15 protein-coding genes are annotated in these 13,251 nt (G+C 65.4%); 3 read left to right on the plus strand and 12 right to left on the minus strand.

Features of this window, described 5'->3' with window-relative positions; translation table 11 throughout:
- Positions 1-155: 155 nt before the first annotated feature.
- Complete coding sequence (locus OXS31_RS12235; protein ID WP_026083843.1) at positions 156-1,673, plus strand: glucan biosynthesis protein G; 1,518 nt, start codon at positions 156-158, stop codon at positions 1,671-1,673.
- Positions 1,666-4,263, plus strand: a complete 2,598-nt coding sequence (mdoH, locus tag OXS31_RS12240; RefSeq protein WP_027602896.1) for a glucans biosynthesis glucosyltransferase MdoH — start codon at positions 1,666-1,668, stop codon at positions 4,261-4,263. The genes OXS31_RS12235 and mdoH overlap by 8 nt, the downstream gene beginning before the upstream one ends.
- Positions 4,264-4,348: 85 nt before the next feature.
- Here the strand turns inward: mdoH and OXS31_RS12245 are convergent, their stop codons facing one another.
- The 9 genes from OXS31_RS12245 to ubiE form a co-directional block, all read right to left on the minus strand.
- Entirely contained in the window at positions 4,349-5,059 is a 711-nt protein-coding gene (locus OXS31_RS12245) for a 16S rRNA (uracil(1498)-N(3))-methyltransferase (RefSeq protein ID WP_267399220.1), read from the minus strand.
- Entirely contained in the window at positions 5,056-5,853 is a 798-nt protein-coding gene (gene tatC, locus OXS31_RS12250) for a twin-arginine translocase subunit TatC (RefSeq protein WP_007161603.1), read from the minus strand. The genes OXS31_RS12245 and tatC overlap by 4 nt, the downstream gene beginning before the upstream one ends.
- Positions 5,850-6,206: a Sec-independent protein translocase protein TatB gene (gene tatB, locus OXS31_RS12255; RefSeq protein ID WP_007161604.1), complete on the minus strand. Its 357-nt coding sequence runs from the start codon at positions 6,204-6,206 to the stop codon at positions 5,850-5,852. Before tatB ends, tatC begins: the two co-directional genes overlap by 4 nt.
- A gap of 9 nt (positions 6,207-6,215) precedes the next feature.
- Positions 6,216-6,482 (minus strand): twin-arginine translocase TatA/TatE family subunit, encoded by a 267-nt coding sequence (locus tag OXS31_RS12260; RefSeq protein WP_007161605.1) that lies wholly within the window; start codon positions 6,480-6,482, stop codon positions 6,216-6,218.
- 27 nt (positions 6,483-6,509) lie between these two features.
- Positions 6,510-6,842 carry a phosphoribosyl-ATP diphosphatase gene (locus tag OXS31_RS12265; RefSeq protein ID WP_007161606.1) on the minus strand — a complete coding sequence of 111 codons (333 nt, stop codon included), beginning with the start codon at positions 6,840-6,842 and terminating at the stop codon, positions 6,510-6,512.
- Positions 6,835-7,236, minus strand: a complete 402-nt coding sequence (gene hisI / locus OXS31_RS12270) for a phosphoribosyl-AMP cyclohydrolase (RefSeq protein WP_007161607.1) — start codon at positions 7,234-7,236, stop codon at positions 6,835-6,837. Before hisI ends, OXS31_RS12265 begins: the two co-directional genes overlap by 8 nt.
- 135 nt (positions 7,237-7,371) lie before the next feature.
- Positions 7,372-8,970: a ubiquinone biosynthesis regulatory protein kinase UbiB gene (gene ubiB / locus OXS31_RS12275; protein WP_007161608.1), complete on the minus strand. Its 1,599-nt coding sequence runs from the start codon at positions 8,968-8,970 to the stop codon at positions 7,372-7,374.
- Complete coding sequence (locus OXS31_RS12280) at positions 8,967-9,602, minus strand: SCP2 sterol-binding domain-containing protein (RefSeq protein WP_007161609.1); 636 nt, start codon at positions 9,600-9,602, stop codon at positions 8,967-8,969. The genes ubiB and OXS31_RS12280 overlap by 4 nt, the downstream gene beginning before the upstream one ends.
- Positions 9,602-10,372, minus strand: a complete 771-nt coding sequence (ubiE, locus tag OXS31_RS12285; RefSeq protein ID WP_007161610.1) for a bifunctional demethylmenaquinone methyltransferase/2-methoxy-6-polyprenyl-1,4-benzoquinol methylase UbiE — start codon at positions 10,370-10,372, stop codon at positions 9,602-9,604. The genes OXS31_RS12280 and ubiE overlap by 1 nt, the downstream gene beginning before the upstream one ends.
- Positions 10,373-10,522: 150 nt before the next feature.
- Here ubiE and OXS31_RS12290 point away from each other — a divergent pair, with 150 nt between their 5' ends.
- The gene (locus OXS31_RS12290) at positions 10,523-10,801 is read left to right on the plus strand and encodes a polyhydroxyalkanoic acid system family protein (protein ID WP_027598922.1); all 279 of its coding nucleotides are present in this window, start codon (positions 10,523-10,525) and stop codon (positions 10,799-10,801) included.
- A 6-nt stretch (positions 10,802-10,807) separates the two neighbouring features.
- Here OXS31_RS12290 and OXS31_RS12295 read toward each other — a convergent pair whose 3' ends face one another.
- The 3 genes from OXS31_RS12295 to hslV form a co-directional block, all read right to left on the minus strand.
- Entirely contained in the window at positions 10,808-11,179 is a 372-nt protein-coding gene (locus OXS31_RS12295; protein ID WP_144956255.1) for a DUF971 domain-containing protein, read from the minus strand.
- Positions 11,180-11,323: 144 nt separating this feature from the next.
- On the minus strand, positions 11,324-12,673 hold the full coding sequence (hslU, locus tag OXS31_RS12300) for an ATP-dependent protease ATPase subunit HslU (protein ID WP_007161613.1): 1,350 nt from the start codon (positions 12,671-12,673) through the stop codon (positions 11,324-11,326).
- A gap of 19 nt (positions 12,674-12,692) precedes the next feature.
- Positions 12,693-13,226: an ATP-dependent protease subunit HslV gene (gene hslV, locus OXS31_RS12305; protein ID WP_007161614.1), complete on the minus strand. Its 534-nt coding sequence runs from the start codon at positions 13,224-13,226 to the stop codon at positions 12,693-12,695.
- Positions 13,227-13,251 lie beyond the last annotated feature (25 nt).

Genomic DNA, 13,251 nt, shown 5'->3' on the forward strand with positions numbered 1-13,251 from the left:
GTCGTCCAACTGGGGAATCATTGACCCCTGCGGGAGTCGGACCTCTGCCTATCCGTTTCGCGACCACCCGTCGCCAAACGTATTCGTACGCTGATTTAGGAGGCTGCGTGTTATCTCATTCCAAAGTTAAGCCGGGCAAGCAGGGCTTCGCCCTGATCGGGCTCTCCGTCGCTCTGGGTCTGTTCAGTGCCCAGGCCCTGGCCTTCAGCCTGGACGACGTGGCCGCCAAGGCCAAAGAACTCTCCGGCCAGAAATTCGTCGCGCCCAAGAGCAACCTGCCCGCATCCTTCAGCGGCATGAAGTATGCCGACTATCAGCAGATCACCTTCAATCAGGACAAGGCCTACTGGAAGGATGCCAAGACGCCCTTCCGCCTGAATTTCTATCACGAGGGCATGCACTACAGCGTGCCGGTGAAGATCAACGAGGTCACCGCCAACAATGTCGAAGAGATCAAATACGATCCCTCGATGTTCAACTTCGGCAACCTGCAGGTCGACCAGGCCCAGCTCAAGGATCTCGGCTTCGCCGGATTCAAGGTGCTCTATCCGCTGAACAAGGCGGACAAGCATGACGAGCTGATGACCATGCTCGGCGCCAGCTATTTCCGCGTGATCGGCAAGAACCAGGTCTATGGCCTGTCCGCCCGTGGCCTGGCCATCGACACCGCGCTGCCGTCCGGCGAGGAATTTCCGCGCTTCACCGAATTCTGGGTCGAACAGCCCCAGTCGGATCGCCGCAACCTGGTGATCTATGCGCTGCTCGATTCGCCGCGCGCCACCGGTGCCTATCGCTTCGTGCTGACTCCCGGCAAGGACAGCACCGTCGACGTCGAAGCCAAGGTGTTCCTGCGCGACAACGTCAACAAGCTGGGCATCGCGCCGTTGACCAGCATGTACCTGTTCGGCCCCAACCAGCCGAGCGCCCAGGTCAACTATCGTCCGGCACTGCACGACTCCAACGGTCTGGCCATCCATGCCGGCAACGGCGAGTGGCTGTGGCGTCCGCTGAACAACCCGCGCCGCCTGTCGGTCAGCACTTACACCATCGAGAATCCGCGCGGTTTCGGTCTGCTGCAGCGTGGCCACGAGTTCTACAAGTACCAGGACCTGGACGAGCGCTACGACAAGCGTCCCAGCGGCTGGGTAGAGCCCAAGGGCGACTGGGGCAAGGGTCACGTCGAGCTGGTGGAAATCCCCACCCCGGACGAGACCAACGACAACATCGTAGCCTTCTGGACGCCGGACACCCTGCCGGAGAAGGGCCAGCCGATCGATGTCAGCTATCGCCTGCACTTCACCACCGACGAACCCAACCTGCACACCAAGGACTTGGCCTGGGTCTCCCAGACCCGTCTGTCCACCGGTGACGTGCGCCAGTCCAACCTGGTGCGCCAGACCGATGGCAGCCTGGCCTACATCATCGACTTCGAAGGTCCGAACCTCGATGACCTGCCCGAGGATTCGCAGGTCGGCTCCCAGGTCAGCCTGGATGCCAACGGTGAACTGGTCGAGAACTCTGTGCGCTATAACCCGGTTACCAAGGGCTATCGCCTGACCTTGAGACTCAAGGTCAAGGATCAGACCAAGCCGGTGGAAATGCGCGCCAACCTCGCCCAGGGTGACAAACCGCTCAGCGAAACCTGGACTTACCAGCTACCTGCCAATGAATAACACCACCCGCGATACCTCGGTCGCCGCTGCTGGCGACTACCTCGAACACCTGCCGTTGCCCGCCGGGCAACGGCAGGTGCTGGACCAGACGGCGGACGTCGAGTCGCTGCACCGGCAACTGGCCGGTGCCCGCGGCGAAGGCGCCCAGGGTGCCGAGGCGGTGATCGCCTCCACCGAAGCGCGTCTGGCCGCCGGTTGGGACGATACCTTGGAGGATGGCGAGCTGCTGGGCAGCGATGCCCAGGGTCGCGTCTTCATCAAGGCCACCCCGCCCATGACCCGCTCCATGATGGTGCCCGATCCCTGGCGCACCAATCCCGTGGCGCGGAGCTGGAAGCGGCTGCTCGGCCGCAAGGATCACAGCCGCTGGCAACCCGATCCCGAAGCCGATGCCCATGCGCACTGGCGCAAGGTCGGTTCCTTCCGGCGCTTCATCCTGCTGATCCTGATGCTGGTGCAGACCGGCATCGCCACTTGGTACATGAAGGCCGTGCTGCCCTATCAGGGCTGGGCGCTGGTCGATCTCGGCGAGGTCTACCGTCAGGGCTGGGGCGAGTCCATCCGCCAGGTACTGCCCTATGTGGTGCAGACCAGCATCCTGCTGCTCTTCGCCCTGCTGTTCTGCTGGGTGTCCGCCGGTTTCTGGACCGCCCTGATGGGCTTCTGGCAACTGCTCAGCGGCCGCGACAAGTACAGCATCTCGGCCAGTTCCACCGGCACCGAGCCGATCGATCCCCAGTCGCGTACCGCCCTGGTGATGCCCATCGCCAACGAAGACGTGCCAAGGGTCTTCGCCGGTCTGCGCGCTACCTACGAGTCGGTCCGCGCCAGCGGCGAGCTGGAGCACTTCGACTTCTTCATCCTCAGCGACAGCAACGATCCGGACAAATGCGTGGCCGAAGAAAAGGCCTGGCTGGAGCTGTGCCGCGAGGTCGGTGGCTTCGGCCACATCTTCTATCGCCGTCGTCGTCGTCGGGTGAAGCGCAAGAGCGGCAACATCGACGACTTCTGCCGTCGCTGGGGCAGCCAGTACAAGTACATGGTGGTGCTCGACGCCGACAGCGTCATGAGCGGCGAATGCCTGGCCAGCCTGGTCCGGCTGATGGAAGCCAATCCGCGTGCCGGCATCATCCAGACCGCGCCCAAGGCGTCCGGCATGGACACCCTGTATGCACGCCTGCAGCAGTTCGCCACCCGCGTGTACGGACCGCTGTTCACCGCCGGCCTGCACTTCTGGCAGCTGGGTGAATCCCACTACTGGGGCCACAACGCCATCATCCGGGTCAAGCCGTTCATCGACCACTGCGCCCTGGCACCGCTGCCGGGCACGGGTTCGTTCGCCGGTGCGATTCTCTCTCACGACTTTGTCGAAGCGGCGCTGATGCGGCGTTCCGGCTGGGGCGTGTGGATCGCCTACGACCTGCCGGGCAGCTACGAAGAACTGCCGCCCAACCTGCTGGACGAACTCAAGCGTGACCGTCGCTGGTGCCATGGCAACCTGATGAACTTCCGGCTGTTCCTGGTCAAGGGCATGCACCCGGTACACCGCGCGGTGTTCCTCACCGGGGTGATGTCCTACCTGTCGGCGCCGCTGTGGTTCCTCTTCCTGGTGCTGTCCACGGCGCTCTTGGCGATCCACAAGCTGCTGGAGCCCCAGTACTTCTTCCAGCCCCGCCAGCTGTTCCCGGTCTGGCCCCAGTGGCATCCGGAGCAGGCCATCGCGCTGTTCTCCACCACCCTGATCCTGCTGTTCCTGCCCAAGCTGCTCAGCGTGGTGCTGATCATCGCCAAGGGTGCCAAGGAATTCGGTGGCGGCCTGCGGCTGTTCCTTTCCATGATGCTGGAGATGCTCTTCTCGGTGCTGCTGGCACCGGTGCGGATGCTGTTCCACACGGTGTTCGTGACCGCCGCCTTCCTGGGCTGGTCGGTGCAGTGGAATTCGCCCCAGCGGGACGACAACGACACGCCCTGGAGCGAAGCCTTCCGCCGCCATGGTTCGCAGATGCTGCTCGGTCTGATCTGGACCGCCGGCGTGGCCTGGCTGGATCCGCGCTTCCTCTGGTGGCTGTCGCCCATCGTGGTGTCGCTGATCCTGTCGGCACCGGTGTCGGTGATTTCCAGCCGGACCAACCTGGGTCTGGGCAGTCGCCGCCATCACCTGTTCCTGATCCCGGAAGAGTACGCACCGCCGCGCGAGCTGGTGGCGACCGACGAGTACCTGCACCTGAACAACCGCAACGCCCTGACCAGGGGCTTCCTGCGCGCCACCGTCGATCCGGTGCTCAATGCCCTGGCCATCGGCATGGCCCGCGGTCGCCACGGCAAGGTGGTGGAGCCGGCACGCCGGCTGCGCGAAGAGCGGGTGGCCCGGGTCCTGGCCGCCGGTCCCGAGAAGACCAAGGGCGACGACCAGTGGCGTCTGCTCAGCGACCCGGACGGCATGGCGCAACTGCACCTGCAGGTCTGGAAGGCCGAAGAGCACCGCAATTGGCGGGAAGCCTACGCTACCCTGCGGCCGCGCTCCCACAGCGACTCGGCCGCGGATGCCGCAGCCAGTCCGGCCAGCCTGACCCCGCGGCCCGCCTCCTGAGGAGGCGCTCCGCGCATTGAAAAAGCCCCGGTGTCGCGAGACGCCGGGGCTTTTTCTTGTCCCTGATCGGACTAAGACAGGCGGGCTAGAACAGGCGGGCGAGGAGGGCGGGTACGGCGTTCTCGACGCGCAGGATGCGCTCACCGAGCTGTACGGGCGCCAGACCCGCTTCCTGCAGCCTTTCGACCTCATAGGGTATCCAGCCACCCTCGGGACCGATCGCCAGCGTCACGGGCTCGCTGAGGGCGCGAGGGCAGGCCGGGTAGTTGCCCGGATGACCGACCAGGCCGCGGGTGCCGACGACGAGCGCGGGCAGGCGATCCTCGACGAAGGGCTTGAATCGCTTTTCGATCAGCACCTCCGGCAGCACCGTGTCCCGGGCCTGCTCCAGTCCCAGGCGCAATTGCTCCTCGATGGCCGCGGGCTCGAGGAACGGGGTCTGCCAGAAGCTCTTTTCCACCCGGTAGCTGTTCAGTAGCACCAGGCGCGCGACGCCCATGGCGGACACCGTCTGCAGTACCCGGCGCAGCATCTTGGGACGGGGCAGGGCCAGCAGCAGGGTGAGCGGCAGCTTGGCCGGCGGTGGCTGGTCGAGGGTGACGGTCAGGCAGGCCTGGCCGGCGTCGAGGGACTCGATCTGGCCAGAACCCATCAGACCATCCAGCAGGCCGACGCGCATCCGGTCGCCGGCGGCCGCCTGGTGGACCTCGCGCAGATGGGCGAGACGGCGCGGATCGCGCAGCACGACCCGGTCAGCGGCCGTGAAGTCGGCCGCTTCGAGCAGGATCAGATTCACGGACGTTCGGCGGGCGGCTGGGCTTCGGGGGCGGCGTCTTCGTCGGCCAGCGGGCGCTCGCGCTTCTGCACGAAGCGGCCAAATAGCAGGCCGATCTCGAACAGCAGCCACATGGGCACGGCCAGCATGGTCTGGGAGAAGACGTCCGGCGGGGTCAGGATCATGCCGACCACGAAACAGCCGATGATGACGTAGGGGCGGATCTTCTTCAGGTAGGCCACGTCGACCACGCCGATCCAGATCAGCAGCACGGTGGCCACCGGAATCTCGAAGGCGACGCCAAAGGCGAAGAACAGCGTCAGGATGAAATCCAGGTAGGCGTTCAGATCCGGCATCATCATGGCGCCTTCCGGCGTGATGCTGCTGAAGAAGTGGAAGATGATCGGGAACACCAGGAAGTAGGCGAAGGCCATGCCGGCGTAGAACAGCACGATGCTGGAGATCAGCAGCGGGATGGCGACCTTCTTCTCGTGACGATAGAGCCCGGGCGCGACGAACCCCCAGACCTGGTGCAGGATCACCGGCATGGCGATGAACAGCGACACCACCAGCGTCAGCTTGAAGGGCGCGAGGAACGGCGAGGTGACGTCCGTGGAGATCATGGTCGCGCCCTCGGGAAGGACGCGGCGGATCGGCTCAGAGGCGAAGGCATAGATCTTCTGGGCGAAGTAGAACAGCCCGAGAAAGATCAGAAAGGTCGCCAGCACGCATCGGAGGATGCGGGTGCGCAATTCGGTGAGGTGCGAGACCAGGGGCATTTCCTGGTCATCGTGTTCGGAAGGCTTGTCGCTCATGGTGCTCTTGGCGGCGTCTGGGGCGGATCCTGCGGGCGTTCGGCAACCACGTCCTGGGGCATGGGCGGAGCAACGGCGGCCGGTGGGGTCTGAGCTTCCGGGGTGGAGGCGGCAGGCTTGGGCCGGTTGTCGCGCTGTTCCATGGACAGGATATGCTCGTTGCGCAGCTGCTGGCGAATTTCGTCAGCGCCGATCTCGCGCTCCACTTCCTGGCGGATGCTGTTGAAGCTGCGCCTCAGGCGACCGATCCACAGACCCGCGGTGCGCGCGGCACCGGGCAGGCGTTCCGGGCCCAGCACCAGCAGGGCGACGAACCCCACCAGCATCATTTCGGGAAAGCTGATTCCGAACATGGCGGGGCCTTAGTCCTTGCGCACCACCGGCTCTTCGACCTTGCGGTGCTCGGCATCGAAGGTCTGGGGACGATTCAGGGGCGCATTCGGGTTGGCCGTGCTGGCGGTGGGCGCCGGCTGTTCGGCCTTGTCGTCCTCGTCGGTGTGCATGGCCTTGCGGAAGCCCTTGATGGCCTCGCCCACGTCGGAGCCCAGATGCTTCAGGCGTTTGGTGCCAAAGACGATCACCACGACGAGCAGGATGACGATCCAGTGTTTCCAGTCGAAGATACCCATGGTCTTTCCTCGTTGCGAAGCTTGGGGTCAGGATTGAGTGCGGGCGGCCTTTTCGGCGTGCCCGGAGAGGCCGAAACGACGATCCAGCTCGTCCAGCACGGCCTGGGGATGCTGGCCCAGGGCCGAGAGCATGATCAGGCTGTGGAACCAGAGGTCGGCGGTCTCGTAGATGACGTCGTCGTATTGCTGGCTGATGGCGGCGTCCTTGGCGGCGAGAATGGTCTCGACGCTTTCTTCGCCGACCTTTTCCAGGATCTTGTTCAGACCCTTGTGGTAGAGGCTGGCCACATAGGAGGAGTCCGGGGCGGCCTGCTTGCGTTCTTCCAGCACCTGCGCCAGGCGCGCGAGGGTGTCAGTCATGGCCGTGCCCTCCGGCATAGATGGCGCTGGGGTCCTTGACCACCGGATCGACGGTCTCCCACTGGCCCTCGCGCAACACGCGATAGAAGCAGCTTTCCCGGCCGGTATGGCAGGCGATGCCACCGAGCTGTTCCACCTGCAGCACCACCACGTCGGCATCGCAATCCAGGCGCAGCTCGATGACGCGCTGCACGTGCCCGGATTCCTCGCCCTTGCGCCACAGCCGGTTGCGCGAACGCGACCAGTAGACGGCACGGCCTTCGGCAGCGGTCAGGGCCAGGGATTCGCGGTTCATCCAGGCCATCATCAGGATGCGCCCCGAGGTGGGGTCCTGGGCGATGGCCGGTACCAGGCCATCGCTGTTCCAGTGGATCTCGTCTAACCAGTCGCTCATCGGTCTGTTCAGTACTACGAATTTAGGGTACCAGCCTCGCACAAGACGCGGCTCGAATACAGCGGCAGGGCACCAGTGGCTGAGGGCGTGTATTTCGCCCGATAAAAATGACAGGACGGTTACAGCTTAAGGAGTTCAGCGCCTGATCACCAGAACCAGGCCGCCGACCAGCATGGCCCAGGCCGGCCAGGCATGGGGCTGGGGTTCGAGACCCAGCTGGGCGGCGCCCACCAGCAGCACCGCGCCTATGACGCGCACGATCCAGTCGTCGCGGCGATCCCCCCAGGGATTGGGCGGGTCCTTGCGGTGGGGCTGAGTGATGCGTTCCAGGGTGTCGCGGGCCATCTGCGCCAGATGCGGGATCTGCTCCAGTTGCTGCTGGATGTTGCGGGCGACCTGGGGCGGACTCAGCCGCTTGCGCATCCACTTTTCCAGATAGGGCTTGGCGGTGGACCAGAGGTCTAGGTCCGGATAGAGCTGGCGGCCCAGGCCTTCGATGTTGAGCAGGGTCTTCTGCAGCAGCACCAGCTGCGGCTGGATTTCCATGTTGAAGCGGCGTGCCACCTGGAACAGCCGCAGCAGCAGCTGGCCGAAGGAGATGTCCTTGAGCGGCTTCTCGAAGATGGGTTCGCAGACGGTGCGGATGGCCGCTTCCAGTTCGTTGACCTGGGTGTTGGCCGGCACCCAGCCGGAGTCGATGTGCAGCTGGGCGACCTTGCGGTAGTCGCGCTGGAAGAAGGCCCAGAGGTTGCGCGCCAGGTAGTCCTGGTCCTCGGGGGTCAGACTGCCGATGATGCCGCAGTCCACCGCGATATAGAGCGGATCCCAGGGCTTGGCGGTGCTGACGAAGATGTTGCCCGGGTGCATGTCGGCATGGAAGAAGCTGTCGCGGAACACCTGGGTGAAGAAGATCTCCACGCCGCGCTCGGCCAGCAGCTTGAAGTCGGTGCCCTGGTCGCGCAGCGCGGCCAGGTCGGTCACCGGGATGCCGTAGATGCGCTCCATGACCAGCACCCGCTCGCGGCACCAGTCCCAGTACACCTGGGGCACATAGAGGCGCTCGGAGCCGTCGAAATTGCGTCTGAGTTGGCTGGAGTTGGCGGCTTCGCGCAGGAGGTCCAGTTCGTCGTAGATGGTCTTCTCGTAGTCGCTGACCACGTCCATCGGGTGCAGGCGGCGGGCTTCCGCGGACAGCCGCTCGGCCATGCGCGCCAGCAGGAACAGCCAGGCGATGTCCTGGCTGATGATGCCCTTCAGGCCGGGCCGTACCACCTTGACCACCACCTCTTCGCCGGTGCGCAGCTGGGCGGCATGCACCTGGGCCACCGAGGCCGAGGCCAGCGGCTGGTGGTCGAAACGGGCGAAGGCCTGCTTGATGGGGACGCCGAGTTGCGACTCGATGAGCGCCACGGCCTTTTCCGGTGGGAAAGGCGGGACCTTGTCCTGCAGGAACATCAGTTCGTCGGCGATATCCTCGGGCATGAGGTCGCGGCGGGTGGAGAGGATCTGGCCGAACTTGACGAACACCGGGCCCAGGCCTTCCAGCGCCAGGCGCAAGCGGGCGCCGCGCGGCAGGGTCTTGCTCGGCCGCGGCAGCCAGCGCCAGGGCAGCACATAGCGGGTGGCGCGCAGGTACCAGGGCAGCGGCAGAGCGTAGACGATGTCGTCCAGCCGATAGCGGATCACCACGAAGAAGATCCGCAACAGGCGGTTGAGGGCAGCGAACAGCTTCATTCGTCGGGGTTATCCCTGGCGTTGCGGGCGGCGCCCAGGCGGGCGAGACGGGCGTCGAGACGATCCACGTCCAGGCGCAGGGCATCGATCTCGGCGAAGCGGGCCTCGCCTTCCAGGCGGCCGACCAGCTGACGACTCTCCTCGTTCAGCCAGTTGGACAGCGTCAGCTGCAGACTGTCACGACTCTGTTCGCCAAGCGCCTGGCCACGCCGGGCCAGATCGCCGAGCAAGGCCGCAGGCAGCGGGCCGAGCCAGCGACTCACCTCGTGCTGCCAGTCCAGCTCCAGCTTCTGCAGGATGTCGGACAGCTCGATCAGCAGGGTGCTGTCGCCTTCCAGGCGGACGTCCGGCTGGTGCAGCACCCGCTGCTTGTCGCGGGCCAGGGCCAGCTCGGCCAGGCGCGTCGCCGGGGCGCTCAGGGTGCAGTCGATGTCGCCCTCGTGATGGGCGGCGAAGTGCAGGCCGTCACCCGCGGGCAGGATGTAGAGGCGCAGCGCCGGTTGCCGGGTCTGGACCGCGATCACCCGGCCGGTCAGGCCGGCCAGTCGCGGCAGCGCCACCGGATCCAGCGCCAGCAGCGGATTCAGGCCACGCTCCAGCGCGGCCAGCAACGCCTGGGTGACGAGGGCCATCAGGGCTTGATGCCGCGGTGCAGGGCGACCACGCCGCCGGTCATGTTGTGGAAGGTCACCCGGGCGAAGCCGGTTTCTTCCATCATGGCCTTGAGGGTCTGCTGGTCGGGGTGCATGCGGATGGATTCGGCCAGGTAGCGATAGCTGTCGGCGTCACCGGCCACCAGCTTGCCCATCAGCGGCAGGAAGCCGAAGGAGTAGGCGTCATAGGCCTTGGACACCAGCGGATTGGTGGGCTTGGAGAATTCCAGCACCAGCAGCCGGCCACCGGGCTTGAGCACGCGCAGCATGGAGGCCAGCGCCTGGTCCTTGTGGGTGACGTTGCGCAGACCGAAGGCGATGGTGATGCAGTCGAAGTGGTTGTCGGGGAAGGGCAGCTTCTCGGCATCGGCCTGGACGAAGCGCACGTTGCTGGCGACGCCTTCGTCGAGCAGGCGGTCGCGTCCGACCCTGAGCATGGAATCGTTGATGTCGGCCAGGACCACCTCGCCGGTGGGGCCGACCAGGCGGGCGAACTGCTTGGTCAGGTCGCCGGTACCGCCGGCGATGTCCAGCACCCGGTTGCCGCGGCGCACGCCGGAGAGTTCGATGGTGAATCTCTTCCACAGCCGGTGGATGCCCGCCGACATCAGGTCGTTCATCACATCGTACTTGGCCGCGACCGAATGGAAGACTTCCGCGACCTTGTAAGCCTTCTGGCTCTCCGGAACGCTCTGGTAGCCGAAGTGGGTCTGGGATTCGGCCTCGGGGCCTTTGCGCGGATCGCTCATGGGGCTACACCTGGGACAGGGACAAGAGGGCATTCTAGCAGGGGGATCGCCCGGCTTGCCTGGCTAAAACCTGGCTGACCGCTCGGTTCTCGCGATTGGCGAGGTGCCGGGCCCTCGCTATAGTCAGGGCCCCTTATCCGGAGTTCCCCGATGTCCCAGATCACCATCGAACGCAGCCATTCGCTCGGCCTGGAAAGCGTTCGCCAAAAGACCGACCAGCTGGCGGAAAAACTCACGCGCGACTATGGGGTGGCCTGCGCCTGGGAAGGCGATACCCTGAAGTTCACGCGCAGCGGTGTGGATGGGCGGATCGAGGTCGGTGAGGACCGGGTGCGGGTGCTGGCGACCCTGGGCATGATGTTCTCGATGCTCAGTGGCCAGATTGAGAAGGAAATCGAGCGCAAGCTGGACAAGGCCCTGGCGGCCTGAGTCCGCTCAGAGCATCAGCTTGACCGCGCTGACATGCGGGTCCCGCGTCTTGCCGGCGCGGGCCAGTTGTTCCAGGTAGTCGGCCCAGAGTGCGTCGCGGCGACTGCCCAGTTCATAGAGATAGTCCCAGCTGAACAGGCCGCTGTCGTGGCCGTCGTCGAAGGTGAGCTTGATGGCATAGCGCCCGGCCGGTTCGACGGCGCTGATGCCGACCCGCTGCTTGCCCCACTGCAATACCGGATTGCCGTGTCCCTGAACCTCGGCCGAGGGCGAATGCACGCGCAGGAATTCGGCGGGCAGCTCGAAGGTTTCCGCGCCATAGCTGACGCTGAGGGTCTTCGAAGCCTTGTGGAGCTGGATGGCGGTGGGAGTACGCATGGTGAGGTTCTCTGAGCGGTTTTGCAGTCTTTGCCTCAGGCCATCGCGGCCATGGCGGTCCGCCGATGCGGCCGCTCCTACAGGGTTCGATGTCTCCTGTAGGAGCGGCCGATGGCCGTGATCACGAATGCACCAAACCTACCGTTACAGTATATAGCGCGACAGGTCTTCGTCCTGGGCCAGTTCGCCCAGGTGGCCGTTCACATAGGCCGCGTCGATGACGATGGGCTCGCCATTCTGCTGGCCGGCGAGGTCGGCGGCGCTGAAGGACACCTCTTCGAGCAGGCGCTCCAGCAGGGTGTGCAGGCGCCGGGCACCGATGTTCTCGGTCTTCTCGTTGACCTGCCAGGCGATCTCGGCGATGCGGGTGATGCCGTCGGCGGCGAAGTCCACGTGCAGCCCCTCGGTCTTGAGCAGCTCGCGATACTGCTCGGTGAGCGAGGCGTGCGGCTCGGTGAGGATGCGCTCGAAGTCCTGCGGGGTCAGCGCCTTGAGTTCGACGCGGATCGGCAGGCGGCCCTGCAGTTCCGGCACCAGATCGCTGGGCTTGGACAGGTGGAAGGCACCCGAGGCGATGAACAGGATGTGATCGGTCTTGACCATGCCCAGCTTGGTGTTGACGGTGCAGCCCTCGATCAGCGGCAGCAGGTCGCGCTGCACGCCTTCGCGGGAGACGTCGGCGCCGCTGGTGTTGCCGCGCTTGGCGACCTTGTCGATCTCGTCGATGAAGACGATGCCGTGCTGCTCGACGGCTTCCAGGGCGCGGCCCTTGAGTTCTTCTTCGTTGACCAGGCGGGCGGCTTCCTCGTCACGCACCAGCTTGAGCGCTTCCTTGACCTTGAGCTTGCGCTGCTTGGTCTTGCCCTTGTGCATGCCGGCGAAGAGATTCTGCAGCTGGCTGGTCATCTCCTCCATGCCGGGCGGGGTCATGATCTCGACGCCGGCAGGGGCATCGGCCACCTCGATGTCGATTTCCTTGTCGTCCAGCTGGCCTTCACGCAGGCGCTTGCGGAACAGCTGGCGGGTGTTGCTATCGGTCGACGCCGGCTGGGGTTCGTTGCTGAAGCCTACCGAGGGACGCGCCGGCGGCAGCAGGGCATCGAGGATGCGCTCTTCGGCGGCGTCTTCGGCGCGATGGCGGTTACGCACCATCTCCTGCTCGCGCAGCATCTTCACCGCGGCATCGGCGAGGTCACGGATGATGGACTCGACGTCGCGGCCGACATAGCCGACCTCGGTGAACTTGGTGGCTTCCACCTTGAGGAAGGGCGCATTGGCCAGCTTGGCCAGACGGCGGGCGATTTCGGTCTTGCCCACACCCGTCGGGCCGATCATCAGGATGTTCTTGGGCGTGACCTCGGGGCGCAGCTCGACCGGCAGCTGCATGCGCCGCCAGCGGTTGCGCAGGGCGATGGCCACGGCGCGCTTGGCGTCGTCCTGGCCGATGATGTGGCGATTGAGTTCGTGGACGATCTCGCGGGGGGTCATGGACATGGGCAGTCTCTAAACCGGATCACGCCTGGGGCGCGTCCAGCTCCTCGATGGTCAGGTTGCGGTTGGTGAACACGCAGATGTCACCGGCGATATTCAGGGCGGTCTCGGCGATCTCGCGCGCACCCAGGTCGGTGTGCATGAGCAGGGCGCGGGCGGCGGCCTGGGCATAGGCGCCACCGGAACCCATGGCGATCAGGCCTTCCTCGGGCTCCACCACGTCGCCATTGCCGGTGATGATCAGGGAAGCGTCCTTGTTGGCGACCGCCAGCATGGCTTCCAGGCGGCGCAGGGCGCGGTCGGTGCGCCAGTCCTTGGCCAGCTCGACGGCGGCCCGGACCAGGTGGCCCTGGTGCTTCTCGAGTTGCGCCTCGAAGCGCTCGAAGAGGGTAAAGGCGTCGGCGGTACCGCCGGCGAAACCGGCCAGCACCTCGCCCCGGTACAGCCGCCGGACTTTCTTGGCGTTGCCTTTCATGACGGTATTGCCCAGGGAAACCTGGCCGTCGCCGCCGATCACGACCTTGCCGTTGCGGCGTACAGAAACGATGGTGGTCAAGGGAATCTCTCCGCGTTGCTTGGGG

The organism is Pseudomonas sp. GM_Psu_1 (assembly GCF_026544185.1).
Lineage (GTDB): Bacteria > Pseudomonadota > Gammaproteobacteria > Pseudomonadales > Pseudomonadaceae > Chryseomonas > Chryseomonas oryzihabitans.

Coding starts and splice junctions, on each gene's coding strand:
- OXS31_RS12280 (WP_007161609.1), bottom strand. CDS start 9,602: ATGGCCCTCGTCACCCAGGCGTTGCTGGCCGCGCTGGAGCGTGGCCTG.
- OXS31_RS12260 (WP_007161605.1), bottom strand. CDS start 6,482: ATGGGTATCTTCGACTGGAAACACTGGATCGTCATCCTGCTCGTCGTG.
- tatB (WP_007161604.1), bottom strand. CDS start 6,206: ATGTTCGGAATCAGCTTTCCCGAAATGATGCTGGTGGGGTTCGTCGCC.
- tatC (WP_007161603.1), bottom strand. CDS start 5,853: ATGAGCGACAAGCCTTCCGAACACGATGACCAGGAAATGCCCCTGGTC.
- hslU (WP_007161613.1), bottom strand. CDS start 12,673: ATGTCCATGACCCCCCGCGAGATCGTCCACGAACTCAATCGCCACATC.
- OXS31_RS12290 (WP_027598922.1), top strand. CDS start 10,523: ATGTCCCAGATCACCATCGAACGCAGCCATTCGCTCGGCCTGGAAAGC.
- mdoH (WP_027602896.1), top strand. CDS start 1,666: ATGAATAACACCACCCGCGATACCTCGGTCGCCGCTGCTGGCGACTAC.
- ubiE (WP_007161610.1), bottom strand. CDS start 10,372: ATGAGCGATCCGCGCAAAGGCCCCGAGGCCGAATCCCAGACCCACTTC.
- OXS31_RS12265 (WP_007161606.1), bottom strand. CDS start 6,842: ATGACTGACACCCTCGCGCGCCTGGCGCAGGTGCTGGAAGAACGCAAG.
- hisI (WP_007161607.1), bottom strand. CDS start 7,236: ATGAGCGACTGGTTAGACGAGATCCACTGGAACAGCGATGGCCTGGTA.
- ubiB (WP_007161608.1), bottom strand. CDS start 8,970: ATGAAGCTGTTCGCTGCCCTCAACCGCCTGTTGCGGATCTTCTTCGTG.
- OXS31_RS12295 (WP_144956255.1), bottom strand. CDS start 11,179: ATGCGTACTCCCACCGCCATCCAGCTCCACAAGGCTTCGAAGACCCTC.